This is a genomic window from Marinilabilia salmonicolor JCM 21150 (assembly GCF_000259075.1).
GTDB lineage: Bacteria > Bacteroidota > Bacteroidia > Bacteroidales > Marinilabiliaceae > Marinilabilia > Marinilabilia salmonicolor.
Window position 1 is genome coordinate 78,327 of sequence record NZ_AJKI01000056.1, and the last position, 23,841, is coordinate 102,167.

Sequence of the window (23,841 nt, forward strand, 5' to 3'; positions counted from 1 at the left end):
TAAGCATTCCCGGGGGGGCTTTTTCAAAATACGAACTCACTCCTAAGAAACAGGTTGTCACTTCTCTTTCTCAAAACTCAAGTTTCAGAAATAACAAGGGAGTAAATGTCACTGCCTCAGCATCGATATACGCCGTGTAGAGCTGCTCCAGTGGTATCTGCTCAAAACTAATGTATTTTATATTGTAATGATCAAGTGCGTTAAGCAAAGATATTCCGGCTTCAGCAATCACAGATTCCTTTCTAAGCCTGTAAACCAAGGCCACATCCAAACGCGAATAATCGGGCTCGGTATATTCCTCGCTCATATAGTTGGCATACAACGGAAATCCACTGCCATAAACATAAGCAGCTGAAAAATGAAAGCGCTTCAGGAACCTCATCAGACCGGCTATTTTTATCTCATGACGCTGATCATGCGGTGCGCGATGATAATCATCATTCACAAAATAAGTAAACCGTTCTTTTGCCTGAGCCAGAGAGTAAGAGACCCACATCGTATTGGCATTGAAATCCTTCTTCAAAAACAGATCCACCCCGTAACTGTGCCCATCTCCACGATATACACTTTCCTCCGATTGATTAAAGCGAACATACCGTGTCAGGCCTTTCACTGTTTTGTAATAAGCATCAATACTCGCGGTAAAATCTTTCGTCTTCCAGGAAGTCCCCAGCACCCAATGTTGCGCATCCAGCACCGGAATATTCTTTTCATCAGCCAAAGACCACACATATCTGAAATTTCCCGTTTCATCATACAGAGAACTCTTGACCAGAAACTGATGATAATTCCCCCAGGCAGCATTTGCGGAGAATGTTCCCCCGGAATGATAATTCAACTCCAGCCTGGGATCCGGGTATCCCGAAGAGGTATAAAAAGAATAATTATATCTTAACCCGGGCTGCACACTTACTCCTGGTAGCAAAGAGATCTTATCGGTAAGAAAAGCAGTGATTCGAGCTCCGGAAAAATCGGTATCCAGGGTCGTGAAATTGGCCGAATCTTCCCAAACAGAAAGCGTATTATTAATGCCTTCGATGCCGGATGTGAGTCTTTGATTTTTCAGAAAGTGAAAATTATAATCAAATTTCAGACTCCCTTCTCCCACATTGGTTGCGGTTTCTTTATCAATTCCGGTAAACTGACCATTAAAGCGGGTATTGAAGATGTTACGTTCAACGGCATAGGTTGAGAAAAGTCCCGACCATGCTCCCTTAATCTGATAACGGTCACCGTTGTTCCGGTTCTTCCCCCAATACACAGCACCTCCCAGCTGATGGTTTTCTTCTGAAGTACTTTGGTGAATGGTATTTCGTTGTCGCTCCTGCTCCGCAGTGTATGCAAAATCGTCATCTCCTCCCAAAAGACTGAGATAAAACAAACTCCCGTCATCCTGTTGATAAGCATATTTGGCATTAAAATCCCGAAAACGATAATCCGGTTTCACTGCTATCCGATATTGCAGGTTGTCAGCATCAACATCCGTCGCATCAAACAAGTCGTAGTATGTCTGTCTGTATGCCAGTGTTAAAGATGATTTCTCAGACAGGGGAGTTTCCGCCATTCCGTTTAGGGTTTCATTATTAATAAAAAAACGAAAGCCCGGTTGAGGCCTCCTTCCGGTTCTTCCTGTAATATTCACCACTCCTCCGGCAACATCCTCAAAAGAAGCATCATAGCCTCCCTTAAAAACCTCCACACTTTTTGTCATAAAAGGGTTGATGGCACTGATGTTGTCATTAAAATTCTTAAGTCCCCATATAGTTATTCCGTCAAACTTAACCCGGCTGGTTCCCTCATAACTACCCCAGATAATCAAATCGCTGGCTTGTTCACCGGCAGCCACCACACCGGGCTGAAGACGTAACAGATTAAACACCGAATTGTCGCCATTACCCGGCAGATAATCTGCAATATAAGTATTCAGACTGGTCAGGCCCGGACGTTCTCCCACCTGAACCGATCGGGCAATGATATTGTCCCTGACAATCACTTCAGGCAAATCGTAAGAAAAGGGCATTAGGAAAATCTTATGATTCCTGCCCGGGTAAAGAAGCGTATCAACAACAAAACATCCCAAATGAGATGCCTTCAGATTAAATACAGAATCCGTTTCCGAAACAAAACTGAAAGAACCCTTCACATCCGTCACAAGACGATGATCACCTAACTGAACATGCGAAAAAGCCAGAGGTTCACCCGACCCTTTTTCCAGCACCTGACCGACAAATAAAAATCGGGATGGCAGAACAATCTTCTCATCTCGATAGATAACATATACATCTCCCATTAACTCCCATTGAAGCGGTAATCCTGCCAAAAGAGCATTCAGCAATTCATCCACAGAATAAAACACTCCGGAAACAGAAACAGAATACTCAGCCAAATGACGGTCATCGAAGGAAAAACGAAGTGAATAATTTTGACGAATTTCAATTAGCACCTTGTTCAGCGGCTTTTCCGTGAACTCCACCTTGTATTCCTGCCCCTGCATGCCGGACAAACAAAGGAAAACCATCAAAAGAAGAATCAAAACCCCTTTTTTACTCACCGCCATCTTACCTGCTTTATTAACAAATAATTTATTCCGACGCCCAACTATCTGCAAAACACAACCGTTCTCAACAAAATGGATTTGAAAATAATTAATACGGCTATTAATATTTCGGATGGTCGTATTGAACCCACAAGTTTGCTCGTTTCATCATTTCCTGCATCCATTTTATTTGAGGTTGATTGTATTTCCTGATATTTGAACATCTCATTACAACAATTCATGAATCGAAGATCAACGAAGTCAATAAAGCAAGTTTAATCATTCACAATTCGATACCCCTGACTGGTTTTCTGAAAATTCAACCCGTATGGGCGACAAACCATTTTCAGTACCCGATCCAATGGCTGATTACGCGAGAAGTTCCCCGAATAAAGGTAATCCGGAAGATTTTCTGTCTGAATCTTTACTGCATATTGACGCTCAATTTCGGCAAATACTTTTTTAATTGGAGTAGCGGTGAACATAAACATCTCATTTCTCCACGATACCACTTCCTCTCTGTTTTTCAAGGTCGACAAGCGCAAGCCTCCTTCTTTGGTCAGAGTTGCTTGTTCCATAGGTGCTATTTCCAGTAAATGCCCGCTTTCGAAAGCCTCCACCTGTACACGCCCGGAATAACAGGTCACCTGATAATCACCCTCACGGGCATAAATATTAAAACTGGTACCCAGCACGGAAGTCGTTCCGGCCGAAGATTTCACACTAAATTCATCCCCCTTTTTTACATCAAAGAAAGCTTCACCTGTCAACGCTACTTCGCGATTCACAAACCACCAAAATGGCTGATATTCTATTTCAGAACCGGCATTCAGTTCCACCGAAGATCCATCCGGTAACTGTGCGGTAATGTGCTCTCCCAAAGGTGCCGCTACATCAGTGGTATAAAGTTTCATGAACACCCCTGTTCCAAGCAATACAATAAAAACAGCCGCCGCCCACCAGATCTTTTGCGAAAAACCCCAGGAAACCGGCTCTGAATTTATTCTTCGCTCCAACCGGATAGCCTGCGAAAGTTCACTCCATACCTCATCCGCAGATTTATCATAGGAGAGATCCAGCCCGGGAAGATGATTGAATCGGTTGGAATTCTCAGGACTGATATGTGTGTTTTGCTTTTGCATGTTCTAAATTTAGAAATCCACCTGTAATTGTATCATAAAAGTGTTTCCTTAAGAAATTTAAGTGCTTTGGTCATGCTTTTCTCCACCGCTTTAACACTAACGCCCAATCGTTCTGCTATTTCTCGGTTTTTAAGATCTTCTTCACGACTCATCAGAAAAACTACCCTCAATTTATCTGACATAGATTGTAAAGCCTGCTGATATTTTGCTTCCAGTTCCTGAAGCTGTAATTCAGCCAGTGGAGATGACACCTCCTCCTGGTACCCATTGTATTGAAAAGCAAAATTGGCTACAGTTTTGGAGTGTCTGTATTCACTAATAAAAATGTCGTGTCCTATTTTAAAGAGGAGACCCTTTAATTTGGCAGGGTCTCCTTTAGGCTGTTTTTCCCAGATGCGCAGAAAAGTCTCCTGTGCAATATCAGTGGCAAGCTCTTTGTTCCCCGACCGGTAATAAAGATAGTTGCGCAATCCTTCGAAATTTGCATCAAACAAGAATTTAAAGTCTTCTCGTGTCACACCCGGAATTGAATTAATATTATTCCCCTTATTGATTCTGACTGCCTTTATTGGCTTGTTCTCTGACACGTTTACCCACTGCAAACCTTTTTTGCTCTCTGGATGCAGTCATTTCACAGGTATTGTCACAAGTCCCGTCACCATAATTCAGCGCTCCAAAAGCAAGACCATTGGCAGAGTACATCACTTCACCTGCAGCAATATAGCGACAATCTCCTCGGAGTTGCAATGCCTGACGGATTTCACGACGGTATTCATTTCCGTCAGAATCCACACAGTTGGCAAATCCGGTAATGCTCATCTCATCATCACCAAAATTAAAAGGTGTTCCCATACCGCGATTCCAGGTACGTTCCAGTTCTGCATAACATTCAACCTCAGTACCGTCAGGCAAAGTAACCACAAGGTCACGCACTATATGCACCACTCGTCCATCATCCAGACTTACAACTTCTTTGGTGATGGTACCGTTAATCATCAAAGAATCCACACTGAAATCGGTAAAAGTCACTGTACGGGTTGCCCCCTCTGTATTCATGGGTGCAGAGATAACAATCTCAACCAGTCCACTGATAATTCTTCCGTTTTCCAATTCTGTCTCCTCCCCATAATCAAGGGTAATGGTTTTGGGAAAATCACCATCATTCTGGTCCACATTCACATCTGGAGCCTCACCCAATCTGTAACGGTTCCGGTATTGATCGCCGGTACCTGATTTCAGTTCATCAATTGTTCCAGCATCAGCACTCAGACCATCCAGGGTTTCAGCTGTCCCGGAAAACAAATCCACCTCATAATCAACCGATTCAATGGCATCCTGAATAGCCACATCTGTGGTAATCACTGATTCAACCGTAACAGAAAAATCAGGAGTTACAAAATCACTTGCCGGAATGATCTCATCATCCTCATTACATCCCGTGAAAATCATCGCGGTTCCCAACATCAAGCTAAATAACAACTTTTTCATGGCTTTAATTTTAAAATCTGTTTTTAATAATAGCTTTTATAGAGATACCGCATGAAATAGTTTTTACCCTACCTTTTTTTTACCATTTTTTTTCAACATCCCTGGATGATTAAAAAAACTCAAACAGACTTAAAAACAATCAAACAGGAACAGTAAAGAAAAAAGTACTGCCTTTACCCAATTCTGATTCAATTCGCATTTCTCCCCCAAGCATTTCAATATAAGCCTTGGAAATAGACAATCCCAGTCCGGCCCCTTCATAACCACTTGAATAGCCAGAGTCAACTTGAATAAAACGCTCCAGCACCGCCTGTTGATTCTCTTTGCTGATCCCGATTCCCGTATCCCTAACAAAAAACTCATAACAACGTTCCTTCCTTGTATAGCCAAATTTGATGCTTCCTTTATCGGTAAACTTGATGGAATTTTTAATCATATTGGTCAGGATGGCATACAGTTTTTCCTTATCTGTAGTAATAATAACTTCAGCATCCCCTGCCGGAAGGGATCTTATAAACTCCAGTCCTTTACTTGTCGCTTCTACCGAAAAGAACTTATACAAATATTCAATCTGCTGATGAATATTCACCGGCTCAAACTTCAATTCCATCTGACCCGATTCAATTTTGGATATATTTATCAAATCATTGATTATCCCCATTAACCGATGCCCGCTTTTTCGAATAATTCCGACATATTCTTCTTTCTCATCACCTGTCAGATGCGGATCTTTCAACAAATCAGTAAACCCCAGAATACCATTCATAGGAGTTCTGATTTCATGACTCATATTGGCCAGAAAAGCAGATTTCAGACGATCCGACTCTTCAGCTTTTTCCTTAGCGAGCAACAACTCCTGATCCGCTTTTTTCCTGTTTGAAATATCCACCCAGTATCCGATCAGTTCAACAGGGTCGCCATTCCTATCAAAAATAAGTCGCGTCTCATCCAGTATCCAGATGTATTTTCCATTCTTGCACCGAAACCGATACTCAGTCACACAATGCCCTTTATCAATACACTTCTCCAATGAAGGCAATGCATCTTTTTGATCATCCGGATGTAAATGATCCGTCCAGAAATTATCATTGCCCAGAAAATCGGAAGGGTAAAACCCGGTAAGAACAAAAACATTTTCACTAATAAAAGTCCACTGAAACGGCGGATTTGCTTCGGAAGTATAAATAACAGCAGGGTTTGAAGACAACATATGCCGCATTCGCTCACTGTTCTTCCTCAGATTTTCCTGAGCATTGATCCTTTCTGTAATATTTTCGTGCATCAACACGATGTACTCAAGTTTTCCGTCGGACAGAAAAACCGGAAACATAACAGACCCGATACATATAGGATTGTCGGGATATTTTACATCTACCAGGTGTGCATTGTACCATATCGGGGGTGTTTGAATTACCTCACCTTTGAAAACCTTTGCAAGCTGTTCCTGCAGGCCCCCGCCTTCAATCTGAGCATCCTTTAAAATCGACCAGTCTTTGTCGGGTTCTGTTTTAAATAGATCCAAAAAAGCTTTATTGGCTCGAACATGAAAGCCTTTGTCGTCCAAAATCTGAATACTGTATGGGTTGTGTTCAATAATTCGGTTCAGAACATCAGACGTTTTTTGAACCTCTGCCTCTGATTGATAAATTTCGGTAATATCCTGAGTTATTCCGACCACCTCAATCACCTCGCCATCCGCGTTTTCAAGGGAAGGCACCAATTTTACGGAAAAAAAACGTTGATCATGCAAAAAACCTCTGAACTCTGACGATTTACCGCTGAATGCTCTGTCGTAATATGGTTTTAACTGAGAATATAGTTCATCACCCAGTAACTGGCTCAATGTTCTTCCTTCCAGTTGATGCGTTTGAAATTTATAGGTCAGGGCAATTCTTCCCTCACTGAACAGGGGATAATATTCACCGTTTTTTTTGACAACACGATAAATATGGTTGTCCAGTTTACTTAAGATATTCAGAAGATCATCCTCGCGGGCCTGCATCCCGGTAAGTTGCTTCTTTAGATCGGTAATATTCTTTTGAGCCTCGATTAATTCTTCCCGGATGCTCATAGTCAAGAATTTAAAGTTATAACCTGAATAATTATTAATGCCAGCAAACAAATGAGCGAAATAATCAGGCTAAGTATATAAAAAACGGTTTAATTCATTTATATAATATGCTTCCTTCTCATATATTTCCATATAATCGGTGACCAGTCGAAAAGATGCTATCCCTTTTTCTTTTAACAAATAATCAATTCTGTTTGTTTTCTCCTCCATCACCGGACAGTTTCGAAAAGAATAGTTTATTACAGCATCAATCTTATATTCCTTTATTTTTTGCATCAAACGCTCTTCATCAATCCCGGAGAGGCAGGAACTTGAATTATGATCAACACACTCCATCATATAAGTCACGGCCTGCGCAACCGGATCTTCATCCTGACCAGCCAGGTCGAGGAATGTATTGAAGTCATAATTGATATTGGTAATTCCCATGTCTGATTCCTCACACACAATGAGCGCACCCGTCTTTTCGACGAGACGGTATATTTGTCCAAAAGGAGGCATCACCCGCGGAGTAATGAGCATCACTCTTTTTTTGGTCATCTCCGAATCATAACCCATGCCCTGTTGCAGTCGAAACAGAAGTTCACCTTTCAGTTTTTTGAGAGCAGAAAGCAGTTTTCGGGGCTCTTCAACCAAAGCCAACTGCTGAATCCACAAACTGTTTTTTCCGTTGATAGGAGGATTGGGATGCTTTCGAAAATCCAAAACAGCTTGATATTCATCTCTAATTTCGCAAAACAAACGGGAATATCCAACCAGTTTTTCTTTATTTAGACCTTTTCCATCTGTTATTTTCATAACCCATGTATGGAAATCGTCAAAATTAAACGTCACTTTCCCCTCAGGCATTTTCGTCATTTGCAGACAATGTACCTCAAAGTCATTGGAAGTTTCGCCAACCAGATCAGTGGCTCTTCTAATGGAAGGGCAAAGATCTGACCCCAGAACATAATCAGCCAGATTGAAAAACACACACATTCCTGTGTGTAGAAAGCCAATCATAGAGCGGGTGAGCGAACACATACCCCGGGTATAATTATCGGCAAAAGGTTCTACCTCACCAGCGCCCATACAAACACTTACAGGAATAAAACCGTCCAGGGCATAAATCAATTCCGGAGGTATTGAATTACACAGTAATGCCATAATGTGATGCCCCTCACGACGGTATTGGTAAAGATCCTTGACCCGCTGACCATGCATACCGTTCATCATTTCATCAAACAACGTCATGGTTTGGGGTCTCTCCTTTTCTGTAATCATTTCACTGGCAAAACGTACGATTTTCTCTTTCATCGCATCGTTCAACCTCATCTGCTCATCTTTGAACAGAAAGCGGGTTTTACTCTTATTGTATGCTACATCGGCTATTATATCAGCTTTATCAAAATTTTTCATGGAAATTATATTTGCTTTAAAGTCCAATAAAAAAGCTCCTCAGACCATCCAAATTGTCTTGAATTTAAAGTCTTTTGTCAGTTTGAACGTAGTGAAAACTCTTATTCGACTCTTCCTGAGCCTAGATTCCGATAGAGGCGCTCCCCCCCCCGTCGTATGTAGCGACAGAACCTCAAAAGAAATGCTAATCAGCCGTAAGCTTCCGTTGCCCGATGGGAGGGATTTCTGATGAATCAATGAGTACATCAATAACAACGGGCTCATTTATTTTGATTGCCTCCGAAAGCGCATCATAAAAAGTAGCCCGATTATCCACTTTGAACCCTCTTACTCCCATCGACTTCGCCATTTTTGCAAAATCTGTACTTCCCAGTTCCACTCCGATGGTACGATTGAACATCTTTTTGATGGAAGCCTCCGGCATACTGTATCTCGAATCGTTGAACACAATCCAAATAACAGGAATGTGGTACTGGCCGGCTGTAGCCACCTCATTGCCTCCCATAAGAAACGATCCGTCTCCGCAAATACAAATCACCGGAGCCTTTGGCTGACTAAGTTTAATTCCGATGGCGGAACTAATAGAGGCCCCCATAGCCCCCAGACCAAGAGTGGGGAAAAAGTTCCCATTTTCACCAATGGACAGGTAATGCATAGCCCAGGCCCAGTGGGAACTCGAATCGGCCAGGAATAAAGTATTATCAGGAGCAAGTTCCTTTACCACCCCAAAAAGACTCTGAGGTTTAAGCGGTCGTCCCTCATACCTCATTAAGTGAGGATTTAACAATCGTCCATCTTCCGCAATTAATTGCTCCGCATCTCTTCCTGATTGTTTAGGAAGCACACCATTGTGCTCCACTATTTTCAGCAATTGGTGCATAATTATCGCTGCATCTCCATTCAACCCCACAGCCACACGATAATTCTTCCCAATTTCGCGCTTATCAATATCCACATGAATAATTTTTTTGTCTTTCAAAAATCGCTGATCCCAACCATAAGTGGAAAACTCGCCAAAACTGGTTCCCACCGCAATAAGTAAATCAGATTGATCAAAAACATAATGCGCTGCAACAGGGTGACCACAAATCCCTAACACCCCCAAACACAAAGGATGTTCCGACGGAAGTGCTCCTTTTCCCTGGATGGTGGTGGCTACAGGGATCCTAAGCTTTTCGGCAATTTTCAAAATATCCGTGCTGGCCCCACTTTGCACTGCTCCCCACCCCACAAGAAAAACAGGCTTTTCAGCTTCACCGATCAGCCGGAGCGTCTCTTTCAGTACAGCACTCTCCACAAACGAACCACCCGAGAGTAACTTATCATTGTCGCTCAAGGGCTCATATTCTATTTCTGCCTGCTGAATATCAAAAGGAATATTGACATGAACGGGGCCTTTTCTGCCTGAAGTGGCACTTCTGATGGCATACTCAATGATTTCAACAATCTTTGCGGGGGCCACCGCAGCAAAACTCTCTTTAGTTATTGACCTGAAAAAATCCACCGTGTCAATAGATTGTCCCAAACCGGTGGATTCCTGAAAGGCTCCCCTGCCAAAGTCTGAGGTAGGAATCTGACCTGTAATAACCAATAAAGGAACAGAATTCATAAAGGCAGAAGCTACACCGGTGGCGAGATTGGTAGAGCCGCCCCCTGTAGAGCCGCAACAAACGCCTACCTTACCGCTCCCCTGAGCATATCCGTAAGCCATCAGAGCACCACCGTTCTCATGTTTGGTGGCAATAAAATCAATTTCTTCATAATCAAGCAGGGCATCCAGAAACGGGGCTATCGTTTTTCCTGTTACACCAAAAACATATTCAATTTTTTTACTGATCAGCACCTCTGCAATAACATTTACAACTCTCCTCTTCATAAAGCAAGAAACTTAGGGGGCTTAGATGGTATAAGTTACACAAAAAAACGGAGTTGTAAATACAAAAAAACTATCTTTACAAAGGAAGTCCGGCCAACTTTACTATTTTAGTATGAACAAGAAACTGAATACACCGAAACAGCCAAACCTCATCAGTCCGGTATTAAATCGACATCTTTAAAATCATAACATTCAGGAAAATGAAGACCGCAATCATCTATTCATCGAAGCATGGGACAACCCGTAAAGTAGCGGAAGAAATAGCCAACCTGTTTTCGACGGATGAAGTAACACTAATTAAGGCAGGACAGCCGGAAGAGCCCGATCTCGGGAGCTATGACAAAATAATCATCGGTGGTTCCATCCATGCAGGAACCATCAGTAAAGCACTAAGAAAATTTTTAAAATCAAACCGAAACCTTCTGCTACAAAAACAACTGGGACTATTCCTTTGCTGCATGTTTGAAGAGGAAGCAGAGGAACAGATGCACAGAGCCTTCCCCGAAGATATACGTAGCCACGCCAAAACCTGTCATTGGGTTGGAGGGGAATTCCTCTTCGAAGAAATGAATTTCATTGAAAAAACAATGACACGCAAAATAACAGGCGTTACCGAATCGGTTTCAAAGCTAAAACACGACAAGATCAATCAACTGGTTCAGGAGTTAAGTTAAAAATGCCCTTATCGTTTCATCACATTCTCAAACTCCTGCCAAAGGTTATCATCTTTGGGAACAGGTGCCTCAATCATAACAGGCTCCTGCTTCACCGGATGAACAAAAGCAATACGCCTGGCATGCAGCGAAATACCTCCCCCTTTGTTGGAACGCGAAAACCCATATTTCAGATCTCCTTTGATAGGGCAGCCAATTTTGGCCAGCTGACTACGAATCTGGTGATGACGTCCGGTTTGAAGATCAACTTCAAGCAAATGATAATTTGAGGTGCTGGAGATAAGGCGATACTTGAGAATTCCTTCTTTGGCTCCCAAACGCTTTTTCGGAAATGCATAAGACTTGTTTTTATTGCTGTCTTTAAGCATAAAATGGCGCAATTCACCTTCGTCCTGAGGTGGTAAATTCTTTACTACAGCCCAGTAAGTTTTTTTGACCTCTTTCTCCTGAAACATTTTATTCATGCGACTCAGCGCCTTGCTGGTTCTGGCAAACAAAACCACACCACTCACGGGCCTGTCGAGCCGATGCACAACACCAAGAAACACATCCCCCGGCTTATTGTACTTCTTTTTAATGTAAGTCTTTACCTTATCACTAAGCGGTTCATCGCCCGTTTCATCGCCCTGAACCAGGTCTGATCCGGTTTTATTTATAGCAATCAGGTGATTATCTTCGTAAAGTACTTCTAAGTCCATGGTAAAATTTTCTTTATTAATCAAAATCGCGCGAATATCCTGCCCGAATAAATAATCTAAAATTGCTTACTCCCATTATATCAATACTGCTCCCGCTCATTGGGGAAATCGCCCGATTTCACATCTTCAATATAATTCTGAACCGCACCTGTAATTTCAGCAAACAAGTTGTGGTAGCGACGGAGGAACCGCGGCGAGAATGATTGATTAATGCCGAGCATATCATGAATCACCAGAACCTGTCCGTCCACTCCGTTTCCGGCACCAATGCCAATTACAGGAATTTTTAATTCAGATGCCACCTGAGCTGCCAGTTTCGCAGGAATTTTCTCCAACACCAACCCAAAACAACCCGCATCCTCCAGTAAATGAGCATCCTCAATCAGTTTTTGAGCCTCTTCTTCCTGACGGGCACGAACGGTGTAAGTTCCGAATTTATGGATGGACTGAGGAGTTAGTCCCAGATGTCCCATCACCGGAATCCCCGCCGAAAGGATTCGTTTTACGGACTCCACAATCTCTAGTCCTCCCTCAAGCTTAATAGCGTCAGCTGCTGTCTCCTTCATAATCCGAATGGCAGAGTGCAACGCTTCACGGCTATTGCCCTGATAAGAACCAAAAGGGAGATCCACCACCACAAGGGCTGTCTTGACAGCTCTCACGACCGATGCTCCGTGATAAATCATCTGATCAAGTGTGATGGGAAGGGTCGTTTCCCATCCGGCCATCACATTAGAAGCCGAATCTCCCACCAATACCACATCAAGTCCTGCCTGATCAACAATACTGGCCATGGAATAATCATAAGCGGTGAGCATGGAAATCTTCTCACCTTTCATCTTCATTTCACTTAAAACGTGTGTCGTCACCTTCCTGGGACGTTCATTTGCAGCTGACATAATGAAAATATTTTTTATCCAATCGGCAAAGTTACCACTTTAATTGAGAGAAATCCCAATTTCAAGATTATTAACACCGGAAAAGAAATCACAAAAACCCGTTACCTGCAAAAAAGAAGTAAAATTGCCTAGTGCGCGTCTATAAAGTCGGGAAAGTTTGTAAAAAGTCATATGTCTGATCAGAAAGTGCCAATTGCAAGGCTTGCGAAGCCGCCAAAAACGGAGTTTACTTGGGTAAATGAGTATTTTGGCGGCAAGCGTAACGCAGCAAGTGGTACTGTATGGACAGACTCTAAACCGACATTGAGATAATATCAGCTGAACCATTGACAAATAGCAATGCCGTCACAACCAATACCGTTCAGTTTCATCCGACAATCATAAATCACAATCTGTAAAACCATATGTTTTGCTATTTTTGCATAAGAGCAATCTGAAAAACAGAGCAATGGCAAAATCTCCAATTACGATAAACGACCTCGCCCGAGAACTAAATGTGGCTCCTTCAACCGTTTCCCGTGCCCTGAACAATAGTCCCAAAATAAGCGATCTGACCAAACAAAAAATTGTTAAAAAGGCAGCAGAACTGGGATATAACCTGAACATGGTTGCCTCAAGTCTCTCACGTAGCCGCACCAACACCATTGGAGTAGTCATTCCTTTTCTTAACAACTTCTTTTACAGCGAGGTGGTCAATGGCATTGAAGAACTTGCTTTTAATAAAGGTTACCGGATTCTGATTGCCCAAACAAGAAACTCTTTTGATAAGGAGAAAGAAATTTTGCGCACAATGAGTGCCACCAGAGTTGACGGAATTATTGCATGCCTAACCACCGAAACCACCAATACTGACCACCTTAAAATACTGTCGGCAAATGACATTCCGCTAGTGCTGTTTGACAGGGTTCGCTTCGACTTCCCCTGCAGAAAAGTCATCATCGACAACTACAGCGCAATGCAACAATCTGTAGCGCATCTTGCACGTTCTGGCTACAAGAAAATTGCTCATCTGGGAGGTCCCATCACCTGCAATATATCGTCAGAACATGCAAAAGCATTTAAGGAAACACTAAAAAGAGAGGGACTTCCACTGCTTACTCAGTTTCACTTATCCACGGATCTTACCGAAGAGGACATTATGGAAGCCATAAAAATCTGGCTAACCTCCAGACTTAAACCGGACGCTATCATTACGGCAACCAGTTATGCGGCATTGGTAGTATCCAAGCTAATCAAAGAACAAAAACTGTCAATTCCTGAAGATATTGCGCTGTCCTCTTTGACCTCTGAACCGGCCCTGCAATTTGTTGAACCCCAAATCACCTCAGTCGCTCTTCCCGGTCGGGACACGGGAAAAACGTCAATGGATTATCTGCTAAATGAGATTGAGCATAAAGAACAAAAGAGCGATACCACCATTAAACCCTATCAACTCATCATCCGGAACAGCTCTTTCAGAAATAAATAATTAAATCTTACAATCCGCCAACCATAAGGGATTACTAAACAGCACCCTAAATACAAAAGTTAAAAACCAATTATTTTAGTGCAAACGCTTGCATATATTTTTTAATTTTATGATGTTTGTATAATATTAAATACTGTAATTCAACACATAACAAAAGGCAACGAAGGCAAAAATACATTAATACTGAAAAAAGAAGTTCTGTAAAATTAAATATCAGGTTAAACTGACCATTCAACTAAATCCTGCAAAAATGAAGAAAACAGCTGTTATTATCCTCACCCTAGCGACAATCTCAGGCATCATTCTTTCCTCCTGCCATAAAAATGAAACTGTAACCAAAGATGTTTATATCAATGAAGGATGGGAACTTTTCCCGACCTCTAACGGCAACGACAGCATCATTTCAACAGGCAGTTTTACCCCCCAAAAAACGGAAAAGATTAAGCTGCCGGCAACAGTACTCTCCGGGCTTCGCCAAAACGGCCATTACGAGAATATTTATTTCAACATGGCCCTGAAAAAAATAGACAAAAAACCATTTAAGCGGCCCTGGTGGTACCGAAAAGAGCTGACCATCTCCAAATCCGAAATAAAACTCAACCATCAGCTGATTCTGGAAGGCATTAATTACAAGGCGGACCTGTGGATTAACGGAGAAAAAATCAGTAAATCCAACCAGATAGAGGGCGCTTTTGGCATTTATCGGTTCAATATTTCCCCCTTCCTCACCCCGGGAAAAAACATCATTGCCCTCAAAGTATCTCCTCCCAAAAAAGGGGACCTCACGCTTGGATTTGTGGACTGGAATCCTGAAGCTCCCGACGGCAACATGGGGCTTTGGCGAGGGGTAAGACTTAAAACCTCAGGAAACATTTCCCTAAACCACCCAAATGTTCGCTCATCAGTGAATACCGAAACGCTGGACGAAGCTGCAATCACCATATCTGTTTTTACGGAAAATCTGACGCCCGACACCCTGGATGGGCTTCTTAAAGCAGAACTTTTAAATCAAACCTTGTCAAAAGAAATAAAACTGGCTCCGGGAGAAGAAAAAGAAGTATTCTTTACCCCGGATGATTTCCCTTCTTTACAAATTAAAAACCCGGAGCTCTGGTGGCCCAACAACCTGGGAGATCAACCATTACATTCGCTAAAAGTCAACATCACCGAAAACAATCAAATTTCAGACGCGGTCCAAATACGTTTCGGAATACGCCAGGTAGAGGACTATTTCACAGAAGAAGGACACAGAGGCTTTAAAGTGAATGGCCAAAAATTTCTGGTAAAAGGAGGCGGATGGGTTGATGACATGTTGTTAACTGATAGCGATGAAAAAGTAAAAGCTCAGATCGACTATGTAAAACACATGAACCTGAATACCATCAGACTGGAAGGATTCTGGGGCAACAACAACACCTTATACGACTATTGCGACGAACAGGGAATCATGCTTATGATCGGATGGAGTTGCCAATGGGAATGGGAAAGCTATTGTGGCAGACCTGAAGGACCATATATGTCCATCTATCCCGAAGAGTACGAAAGAGAATCCAACGCCTACCGTCAGCAGGTCTTAAGAACCCGTCATCATCCAGCCATGCTTTTGTGGACTTATGGAAGTGACAAATTGCCACATCCCGATCTTGAAAAGATTCTCGATAAACACATGACAGAAATTGCTCCCGGTGCACCCGTTGTGACCACCTGCCGGGGAGTAGAAGTTGGTGGACATCAGAACACCAGTGAAGTAAGTGGTCCGTCGGGAGTGAAAATGCTGGGACCATACGACTGGGTACCCCCGGTTTACTGGTACACTGACACACTTTATGGAGGAGCCTACGGTTTTAATACAGAAACCGGCCCCGGACCACAAATCCCTCCCATCGAGAGCATCAAGAGGATGTTGCCGGAAAAACACCACTGGCCGGTTGATTCCATGTGGCTATACCATTTTGGTAGAAATGAATTTCAAACGATAGACAGATATCTCAGGGCTTTTAACAACCGCTACGAAGAAAGCCATTCATTAAAAGAATTTGCTTTCAAAAACCAGATATCCAGCTACGAAGCAATACGCGGAATGTTTGAAGCCTTTGCAGTTAACAAATACGAGGCCACCGGCGTTATTCAGTGGATGCTGAACTCAGCCTGGCCGGAAATGTACTGGCAACTTTACGATTACTACCTTCGTCCCAACGGCGCGTTCTATGGCACAAAAAAGGCCGGTGCCCCACTGCATCCAATTTACAATTACAAAGACAAAAACATTTATGTAAACAATGACTATCTGAATGGTTTTGAAGATTTGTTTCTGGGAATCAAAATCTTTTCATCAGAATCCGAAAAATTATTTTCGGCAGAACACGCCTTCTCCATTGGAGCTAACCAAACGAATATGATTTTTGAACTCCCTGAGATAAGCAACCGGTCCACCACCTGGTTTCTGGACCTGAGAATTACGGATAACACCGGAAAAGAGCTGGCTAATAATTTCTACTGGCTATCCACAAAGAAGGATATTCCCGATTTCGAAGCCACCACCTGGGTACATACCCCGACCACGGAATTTGCAGATTTCTCGGCGATCAATGAGCTTACTACTCCTGAATTGACTCTTGAAGTAACGAAAGAAGAAGTAAAGGAAAAAATATTATTTCATTGCACACTGGAGAACAAGGAAAAGAAACTGGCATTTTTCAATGAATTGATGGCCGTTGACAATCGCTCCGGGGAGGTAATACTCCCGGTATTATGGGAAGACAACTACATTACATTGCTTCCGGGTGAAAAACGAACCATATCGGGCAGTGTAGATCTAAACAACCTAACACTGGAAAACATCAACATAGAATTAAAAAATTTGAACACAATCAATAGTACATCCGGGAAATAGCCCTTTTTGATCTCACTTCAAGCATCCGGGATTAGCAGAAAAGTCGGGAAATTCATTAATGAGAATTTCCCGACTTCAATACACAAAAAGAACTCAAAGCAATAATGCAAAAAACAATCATTGGCGTAGATCTTGGCGGCACCAACATGAGAGCCGGCAGAGTATATCGGGACAACATGGAGCAAGTGGCCAAAAATCTTGTTCCTAAAACAGACAATCCTGAAATGGTTTACGAGGAACTTCGGAAAACCATTAAAGCTGTGTGGACCCCCCATATTTCTGGCATTGGGATTGGTGTTCCGGGAATTGTGGACTATCAGACAGGAGTAATTTTTGACATTCAGAATATCCCTTCATGGAAAGAGGTGCCTCTGGGGCAGATGCTTCAGGAAGAGTTTAAAGTTCCTGTTTACATCAACAACGACGCAAATTGCTTTGCAGCAGGTGAACGATTTTTCGGTGCGGGAAAACAATTTGACGATTTTACGGGTCTCATAATAGGCACAGGTCTGGGAGCCGGTATAATCAAAAACGGGCATCTTCTTCAGGATCAGAATTGCGGTTCCGGTGAATTTGGAATGATACCTTACCTGGATCATAGTTATGAACACTACTGCAGTGGGAGGTTTTTCGAACATCAGGGCCACTTAAGTGGCAAAGAGGCTGCCCAACTGGCCAAACAAAACAATCCAAAAGCCACGGAACTGTTCAGCAAATTCGGACATCATCTGGGGAATGCCATCAAAACGATTATCTTTGCAGTGGATCCGGCAGCTATAATTTTGGGAGGTTCGGTTTCAGGCTCTTATCGCTTTTTTGAGAAAACGCTCAAGGAAGAACTGGCAACATTCCCGTATGCCAGAAGTATCAGAAACCTGAAAATTATTCTCTCCCAAATACCCGACATTGCAATTTTAGGTGCAGCGGCGCTCTATTACGAACAGGAACAATTCAGAAACCATAATCAATAAGGTCATGATAAGAGACTTAACCCGTCCGGAAGAACCGGTCATCGGTGTTTTTTTAGAAGGAAAAGACCTCAAGGCCGGAAGGATTGTTAACGACAAAGTGGATCAATATCTGGAAGTTGAAATTGACAACACTGCCGAAGAAGAGGTTGTTTTAAACCAACTTATAGGTGCAATTTCCAGACTCTACACACCCGACATTGCCGGAATCGGAATAGGAGTTCCCAGTTTGGTAGATGTACACAAAGGCATTGTGTATAATGTGGAACACATCCCCTCATGGCGAACAGTGCACTTGGGCGAACTTCTGAAAATGCAGTTTAAGACCGGGATTTACGTAAACAATGATGCCAACTGTCTGGCTATTGGCGAGAAATATTACGGGAAAGGTACCCGGTACCGAAATATGGCAGCCATTGTTGCCGGCATTGGGTTAGGTGCGGGAATTATAATGGACAACCGACTTTACAGCGGCTCCAATTGTGGTGCGGGCGAATTCGGATATATTCCTTACAAGGACAGGAATTACGAATATTACTGTACCACAGGATATTTTGAGGTAAAATACGGCATAAAACCCAAAACCCTGTTGGCCAGAGCCCAAAAACAAGACAAAATTGCCCTGGCCATTCTGGAACAATTTGGCTTTGATTTTGCCAACTTCGTCATGACCGTTATGTTTTCCGTTGATCCGGAACTTATTGTCATCAGTGGCCCAGTTGCAGAATTCTTTCCTTATTTTAAAGATTCCCTAAGAAAAAACCTCAACAGTTTTCCTTTCGAAAAATCGGTGGAAAACCTAAAAATAGAAGTCAGCTCCAGCCCGAACATAGAAGTACTGGGAGCAGCGGCTCTCTATTTTGACGCTCAACGAAAAAACTAACACAACGATATATGATTCAGATTGGCCATTACAACAAACTTAAGGTTGCAGAAATGTCTCAGTTCGGGGCTTTTCTTGACGGAGAAAACCTTGGCAACATTCTATTGCCCAACCGCTATGTAACGTCTGACCTGAAACCAGGTGAGGAAATAGAAGTTTTTATTTATCTGGATTCTGAAGACCGTCTGGTTGCAACCACCGACCACCCGCTTGTTACAGTAGGTCAGTTTGGCTATCTGAAAGTTAACGACATCTCCAATTATGGTGCCTTTCTTGACTGGGGACTTCCAAAAGATTTACTGGTTCCTTTCAGAGAGCAAAAGGTAAGAATGGTTGAAGGAAACAGCTACCTTATATATGTTTATCTTGATGATGAGACCAAACGAATTGTAGCCTCTGCCAAAATTGAAAAATTTCTGGACAATATCTCTCATGATTATCAGCCGGGCGACAAGGTGGATCTCATCATTGCAGGTGCCACTGAATTAGGATACAAAGCAATTATCAACCAAACACATCTGGGACTGATTTACAAAAATCAAACCCATGAGTCTCCTGAAACAGGCAAAAAAATGCCGGGTTATATTGTCCGCATCCGTGAGGACGAAAAAATAGACCTTTCTTTGTCTCCCATTGGAGCAGGAGGTATTGACGACAATGTGGAGCAGTTGTGGGAAAAACTCACCCAAAACAATGGATTTCTGCCTCTTACTGACGGATCCTCACCTGAGGAGATAAGGTTAGTGCTGAAAATGAGTAAAAAAGCATTCAAAAAAGCGATTGGATCCCTCTACAAGCAAAAGAAAATTGTTTTGGAAAAAGATGGCATCAGGGTAAAGGAGGCCTGACAAGCTCCACATATACCGGCAGGTGGTCACTGAACCCGCCATGATATTTCAATCCCCGATAGGTCCTGTTCAACATTTTTCCGGGGTACATCGGGTCATCCTCCAACAAAAACGGGGCACTTATAATTTTCATCTTTTCATTTTTAAGGACCAAATTACACCCTTCATAACAAGGCAATAAACTTTCAGAAACCAGAATCTGGTCAAAGTAGTCCCATTCATGACGGTATTTTATGGTGCCCGGCACATCACCATCTGCATTATCGGCAAGATTTACAAGGCACCCCTTCAGACTACCAATACTCTCATCTTCCGGACCGTCATTAAAATCACCCATTACAACAATTGAGGCTTCCGGAGACTCTTTTAAAACCGAATCACAGATATTTGCCAGTTTGGAAGAGGCCACCTTTCGTTTATTGCTTGTAGCCATTTCACCCCCCCAACGCGATGGCCAGTGATTCACCACCACATGCAACGTGTCTTTCTCATCCAGCATTCCTTTCACATACAATATATCCCTCGTGGGACGATTATCCTCATCAAAAATAACCGGTCGGGGAGCAGCATGCAGAACCGAAAAACGGTCCCTTCGATATAATAATGCCACATCAATCCCTCTTCTGTCCGGAGAGTCAAAGTGAATAATGGAATAATCGAGATGTTGCAAACCGGTATTAAAGACCAGACTTTCCAACACTTTTCGGTCCTCTACTTCACACAGTCCAACCAGCACCGGAGGGTTCCACCGGCCTGCAAAAAGAACTACCCGGCAAATGTTATTCTCTTTTTCAGTCTGTCTATAACGGTTCCATCGACGATCACCGTCCGGAGTAAACTCAAGGTCATTCTGTCCCTCATTATGCTCCGGATTGAAAAGATTCTCCACATTATAAAACATAATTCCGGCCGGTTCTGAATCCCGGTTCTGACCAAATAAACAGACAACTACTAAAAAAAATAAGAACAACAATAAACCTCGAAGAAAGTAAAGAAAAGACATAATAAGGGTCGGTTAAAGGAAACTAAAACAACTGATTAAAACTCATCAATACGTTCAAAAGCTCCCATATCCGGTGCTTTATCATCCATTCTGCTCATGCCTAAAGCATCCTCGGGAAACTCTTTTGCGATATTCACATTTCCGGCATCGCGTGCAACAGAGAGAGAATCGAGTTGATAATCATATTTTGAAACATCTACAAAACCGGGATTCTCATTGAACAACACCCCCTCATCAAAAAATGCGGAATAGTTCTCTTTCCGGTCTTCATCAATCTTGACCAATGAGTGATCAAAGCTCACGTTAATCAGTTCATCCAGTTTCATATCGTCGCCCGACTGGAAATCAAACTTAACTTCATTGTTGTTTCGTCCGGCTATAATGCAATTATAAAAGTTAGCAGCATCCAGCGAGAAATACTGTTCCATATCATTGGCATCCACAAAATAATTGGAAATAATCAAAGCAGGAGTGCTGCGATAATTAAACGTAAAATAATTGGCAATGGTGCAATGATAAAAATTGTAATCGCCGCCAAGTGTCAGGGCTACAGAAGCACTTCCGCAATTACCAAACAGGGAATTAGAAGCCTCAATGGCAGAATGCTGAGCAATAAGTCCCTGGGAAGCAACATGTTCTATAATCACATTTCGAAGGTAAAGAGGCTGGTCATCAGGCTTATACCCCACAGAATCCACCACCAACCCCATCGTACTGTTCCGGATGGTTGCATTTTCTATAATATGATCTTTGCTGTCGGGCATCAACTGAATATACCCCCACTGCCCGGTTTTATCAGCATACCAGTCATCCAAACGATCACTTGTAAAAGTAACCGGATCTTCCAGGGTTCCCTTTACTTGCAACGATCCAAAAACCAGTAAAGAAGCATCCTTATGAAAATGCAATTTTGCTCCGGGTTCTATTGTGAGTGTTTCGGCACTGTCAACCACTACCCAGTCATAAATCAAATAAGGTTTATCCTTGGTAAAAGTAGTGGTCTTCAGATTTTCTTTTCTGAGGGGCACCACATTCTGACCATAGGCCATCAACTGTATAGTGTATATGCGGCTTCGAGTATAAACAAGCAAAGAATCAGTAACGACAAAAGGAGCATTTTCGGAAGTAGGATTAATGTTAACCTCTACAAAAACAAACAAACTGTCATTCCCTCGCAGCGGAATATCATAAACCATACTGCCGGCTGTTCCGTTTACATTCATCAGAAAATCAGAATTATCCCCACCGGCCAACTCAATGGCTTCAATCATCATATCTTCCTGAACTGGATTGTAAACTCTCAGATTCTGGGTAGTGGAGCCAACGGAGGTAAAAATGGTATCGAAAGCAACGGTATCGGTACTAAATGCCAGGGTTTCATTCCCATCACGAAAGACATACTCCCGCTCACATCCGGCAAACAATAATACCGAAAGCAGAGTGAGCACAAATGTAACCCGTGTAACAATATTTTTTTTTCTCTTTTTCAAATCAACAAATCAATCCAACTACAATGAAATCACCTTTATCTACTCCCCTTAAAATCCTCTCCAAAAGCGGGTTGACAACACAAACTACTCAAAAGAACCATTTCGCTCCGGATTATACTGCAAATTAAGCAAGGATTACTCAAAATACAAAGAATTTTTTATTAAAGTCAAACTTTTTTTTACATATATTAACAATGAAATTCTACGATTGTTTTACTTTTAAGTTTCAAATTACACTATAAAAAAGTCCCTGATTATTCACATTTCCTTATCAGGCATAAGAGCCTGGCAACAAAAGGAAAAGCATCTTTAACTGCATACCATGAAAAAAGAGCAAAGTAACGACCGGCAACACATCGATAATTTCTTTTCCGGAAAACCATACACGTTCGACAAAGTCACAAGAATGGTGATTGCGGCACTGGTTATTACAGGAATGATATTGTTGGTTCGTTATCTAAGTAACGTATTGGTTCCGTTTTTTATTGCTGTCCTTTTGGCTTACCTCATCGACCCGTTGGTCTGCTTCATCCAGAAAAAAATGCGGATAAAGCATCGGGGACTTTCAGTAATGTTTGCACTTCTTTTTCTGTCTCTTATCATTTCATTAATACTTTGGTGGCTCATCCCCCAATTTGTGGAGGAGATGCATAAAATGGCTCAATTGATTAAAACCTACCTCAAAAACACATCATATCACGATATCTTACCGGCCAGAATCGACGAATGGTTAAGAGATTTGCTGGCAAGCCGGGATCTTCAGAAAATTCTGAACACCTCAGACATTACCGAAACACTAAAAGATATTTCCAAACCAATCGTACAGGTTTTCTCAGGATCCTTGAACATTCTTTTTGGCACATTAGGTTTCCTGATTGTACTTTTATACCTGATTTTCATCCTTATTGACTATCCCAAGATGGAATCCTCATGGCCCAAACTGGTTCCGCTCAAATACCGGTCTCTGGCACGTGAAATAGCTGAAGATTTAAAACTGTCGATGCGGATTTACTTTCGAAACCAGTTTTTAATTGCCATGACGGTGGGTGTTTTAATGGCCACCGGGTTTAAAATCATTGACCTTCCCATGGGGATAACCCTTGGGCTGCTTATTGGCCTGTTAAACATCATCCCGTACCTGCAAATGGTTGGATTCTTACCAGCCATTTTGCTTGCATTATTAAAATCGATGGAGACAGGAGACAGTTTCTGGTCAGTATTACTATCTGTTTTCATCGTAATAGCCATTGTTCAGATAATTCAGGATACCATTCTGGTGCCTAAAATCATGGGAAAAGCCTACAACATGAACCCTGCCATTATTTTGCTGTCTTTGTCTGTCTGGGGATCCATCATGGGCCTTTTGGGAATGTTACTTGCCCTGCCACTTACTACCCTCTTCATATCCTATTACCGCAGACTTATTATTAAAGAGCCGATCAACTCAGGCCCGCTCGCAACCAAAGAAAATCCTCCCGGGGAGGAGGATTCCTAAAGCCGGTAATT

18 protein-coding genes are annotated in these 23,841 nt (G+C 42.3%); 7 read left to right on the forward strand and 11 right to left on the reverse strand.

Annotated elements, in window-relative coordinates:
- Positions 1-70 precede the first annotated feature (70 nt).
- The 7 genes from W7W_RS0119945 to W7W_RS0119980 all read right to left on the reverse strand — a co-directional run bounded on the left by W7W_RS0119945 (position 71) and on the right by W7W_RS0119980 (position 10,511).
- Positions 71-2,557 carry a TonB-dependent receptor plug domain-containing protein gene (locus W7W_RS0119945; RefSeq protein WP_010665394.1) on the reverse strand — a complete coding sequence of 829 codons (2,487 nt, stop codon included), beginning with the start codon at positions 2,555-2,557 and terminating at the stop codon, positions 71-73.
- A 254-nt stretch (positions 2,558-2,811) separates the two neighbouring features.
- A complete protein-coding gene (locus W7W_RS0119955; RefSeq protein ID WP_010665395.1) occupies positions 2,812-3,678 on the reverse strand; it encodes a FecR family protein in 867 nt (288 codons plus the stop codon).
- Positions 3,679-3,710: 32 nt separating this feature from the next.
- Positions 3,711-4,196 carry an RNA polymerase sigma factor gene (locus W7W_RS0119960; RefSeq protein ID WP_025007201.1) on the reverse strand — a complete coding sequence of 162 codons (486 nt, stop codon included), beginning with the start codon at positions 4,194-4,196 and terminating at the stop codon, positions 3,711-3,713.
- A gap of 28 nt (positions 4,197-4,224) precedes the next feature.
- Positions 4,225-5,166, reverse strand: coding sequence for a hypothetical protein (locus W7W_RS0119965; protein WP_010665397.1), 942 nt, complete (start codon positions 5,164-5,166; stop codon positions 4,225-4,227).
- A gap of 139 nt (positions 5,167-5,305) precedes the next feature.
- The gene (locus tag W7W_RS0119970) at positions 5,306-7,237 is read right to left on the reverse strand and encodes a PAS domain-containing sensor histidine kinase (protein ID WP_010665398.1); all 1,932 of its coding nucleotides are present in this window, start codon (positions 7,235-7,237) and stop codon (positions 5,306-5,308) included.
- Positions 7,238-7,306: 69 nt separating this feature from the next.
- The gene (locus W7W_RS0119975; protein WP_010665399.1) at positions 7,307-8,635 is read right to left on the reverse strand and encodes a 2-hydroxyacyl-CoA dehydratase family protein; all 1,329 of its coding nucleotides are present in this window, start codon (positions 8,633-8,635) and stop codon (positions 7,307-7,309) included.
- A gap of 184 nt (positions 8,636-8,819) precedes the next feature.
- Positions 8,820-10,511 carry a thiamine pyrophosphate-binding protein gene (locus tag W7W_RS0119980; protein ID WP_010665400.1) on the reverse strand — a complete coding sequence of 564 codons (1,692 nt, stop codon included), beginning with the start codon at positions 10,509-10,511 and terminating at the stop codon, positions 8,820-8,822.
- A 200-nt stretch (positions 10,512-10,711) separates the two neighbouring features.
- Between W7W_RS0119980 and W7W_RS0119985 the strand changes: the two genes are divergently transcribed.
- Positions 10,712-11,185, forward strand: coding sequence for a flavodoxin domain-containing protein (locus W7W_RS0119985; RefSeq protein ID WP_010665401.1), 474 nt, complete (start codon positions 10,712-10,714; stop codon positions 11,183-11,185).
- Positions 11,186-11,193: 8 nt separating this feature from the next.
- Here the strand turns inward: W7W_RS0119985 and W7W_RS0119990 are convergent, their stop codons facing one another.
- Positions 11,194-11,883, reverse strand: a complete 690-nt coding sequence (locus tag W7W_RS0119990) for an RluA family pseudouridine synthase (RefSeq protein ID WP_010665402.1) — start codon at positions 11,881-11,883, stop codon at positions 11,194-11,196.
- An 80-nt stretch (positions 11,884-11,963) separates the two neighbouring features.
- On the reverse strand, positions 11,964-12,782 hold the full coding sequence (panB, locus tag W7W_RS0119995) for a 3-methyl-2-oxobutanoate hydroxymethyltransferase (protein WP_010665403.1): 819 nt from the start codon (positions 12,780-12,782) through the stop codon (positions 11,964-11,966).
- A gap of 448 nt (positions 12,783-13,230) precedes the next feature.
- Here panB and W7W_RS0120005 point away from each other — a divergent pair, with 448 nt between their 5' ends.
- From W7W_RS0120005 to W7W_RS0120025, 5 genes are all read left to right on the forward strand, one after another.
- Positions 13,231-14,250 carry a LacI family DNA-binding transcriptional regulator gene (locus tag W7W_RS0120005; protein WP_010665404.1) on the forward strand — a complete coding sequence of 340 codons (1,020 nt, stop codon included), beginning with the start codon at positions 13,231-13,233 and terminating at the stop codon, positions 14,248-14,250.
- Between the two features lie 250 nt (positions 14,251-14,500).
- On the forward strand, positions 14,501-17,143 hold the full coding sequence (locus tag W7W_RS0120010) for a glycoside hydrolase family 2 protein (RefSeq protein WP_010665405.1): 2,643 nt from the start codon (positions 14,501-14,503) through the stop codon (positions 17,141-17,143).
- Between the two features lie 104 nt (positions 17,144-17,247).
- Positions 17,248-18,114 (forward strand): ROK family protein, encoded by an 867-nt coding sequence (locus tag W7W_RS0120015; protein WP_010665406.1) that lies wholly within the window; start codon positions 17,248-17,250, stop codon positions 18,112-18,114.
- Positions 18,115-18,118: 4 nt separating this feature from the next.
- Positions 18,119-18,994, forward strand: coding sequence for an ROK family protein (locus W7W_RS0120020; RefSeq protein WP_010665407.1), 876 nt, complete (start codon positions 18,119-18,121; stop codon positions 18,992-18,994).
- An 11-nt stretch (positions 18,995-19,005) separates the two neighbouring features.
- Positions 19,006-19,842 (forward strand): CvfB family protein, encoded by an 837-nt coding sequence (locus W7W_RS0120025; protein ID WP_010665408.1) that lies wholly within the window; start codon positions 19,006-19,008, stop codon positions 19,840-19,842.
- On the opposite strand, the gene W7W_RS0120030 is transcribed toward W7W_RS0120025, so the two are convergent.
- Both W7W_RS0120030 and W7W_RS0120035 read right to left on the reverse strand, forming a co-directional pair.
- Positions 19,823-20,845 (reverse strand): endonuclease/exonuclease/phosphatase family protein, encoded by a 1,023-nt coding sequence (locus W7W_RS0120030; protein ID WP_010665409.1) that lies wholly within the window; start codon positions 20,843-20,845, stop codon positions 19,823-19,825. The two genes, W7W_RS0120025 and W7W_RS0120030, sit on opposite strands and share 20 nt — an antisense overlap.
- Before the next feature lie 35 nt (positions 20,846-20,880).
- Positions 20,881-22,335 carry a hypothetical protein gene (locus W7W_RS0120035; protein ID WP_234409008.1) on the reverse strand — a complete coding sequence of 485 codons (1,455 nt, stop codon included), beginning with the start codon at positions 22,333-22,335 and terminating at the stop codon, positions 20,881-20,883.
- 322 nt (positions 22,336-22,657) lie between these two features.
- Between W7W_RS0120035 and W7W_RS0120040 the strand changes: the two genes are divergently transcribed.
- Entirely contained in the window at positions 22,658-23,830 is a 1,173-nt protein-coding gene (locus W7W_RS0120040; RefSeq protein ID WP_010665411.1) for an AI-2E family transporter, read from the forward strand.
- Positions 23,831-23,841 lie beyond the last annotated feature (11 nt).

Coding starts and splice junctions, on each gene's coding strand:
- W7W_RS0119945 (WP_010665394.1), bottom strand. CDS start 2,557: ATGGCGGTGAGTAAAAAAGGGGTTTTGATTCTTCTTTTGATGGTTTTC.
- W7W_RS0119955 (WP_010665395.1), bottom strand. CDS start 3,678: ATGCAAAAGCAAAACACACATATCAGTCCTGAGAATTCCAACCGATTC.
- W7W_RS0119965 (WP_010665397.1), bottom strand. CDS start 5,166: ATGAAAAAGTTGTTATTTAGCTTGATGTTGGGAACCGCGATGATTTTC.
- W7W_RS0119970 (WP_010665398.1), bottom strand. CDS start 7,237: ATGAGCATCCGGGAAGAATTAATCGAGGCTCAAAAGAATATTACCGAT.
- W7W_RS0119975 (WP_010665399.1), bottom strand. CDS start 8,635: ATGAAAAATTTTGATAAAGCTGATATAATAGCCGATGTAGCATACAAT.
- W7W_RS0119980 (WP_010665400.1), bottom strand. CDS start 10,511: ATGAAGAGGAGAGTTGTAAATGTTATTGCAGAGGTGCTGATCAGTAAA.
- W7W_RS0119985 (WP_010665401.1), top strand. CDS start 10,712: ATGAAGACCGCAATCATCTATTCATCGAAGCATGGGACAACCCGTAAA.
- W7W_RS0119990 (WP_010665402.1), bottom strand. CDS start 11,883: ATGGACTTAGAAGTACTTTACGAAGATAATCACCTGATTGCTATAAAT.
- panB (WP_010665403.1), bottom strand. CDS start 12,782: ATGTCAGCTGCAAATGAACGTCCCAGGAAGGTGACGACACACGTTTTA.
- W7W_RS0120005 (WP_010665404.1), top strand. CDS start 13,231: ATGGCAAAATCTCCAATTACGATAAACGACCTCGCCCGAGAACTAAAT.
- W7W_RS0120010 (WP_010665405.1), top strand. CDS start 14,501: ATGAAGAAAACAGCTGTTATTATCCTCACCCTAGCGACAATCTCAGGC.
- W7W_RS0120015 (WP_010665406.1), top strand. CDS start 17,248: ATGCAAAAAACAATCATTGGCGTAGATCTTGGCGGCACCAACATGAGA.
- W7W_RS0120020 (WP_010665407.1), top strand. CDS start 18,119: ATGATAAGAGACTTAACCCGTCCGGAAGAACCGGTCATCGGTGTTTTT.
- W7W_RS0120025 (WP_010665408.1), top strand. CDS start 19,006: ATGATTCAGATTGGCCATTACAACAAACTTAAGGTTGCAGAAATGTCT.
- W7W_RS0120030 (WP_010665409.1), bottom strand. CDS start 20,845: ATGTCTTTTCTTTACTTTCTTCGAGGTTTATTGTTGTTCTTATTTTTT.
- W7W_RS0120040 (WP_010665411.1), top strand. CDS start 22,658: ATGAAAAAAGAGCAAAGTAACGACCGGCAACACATCGATAATTTCTTT.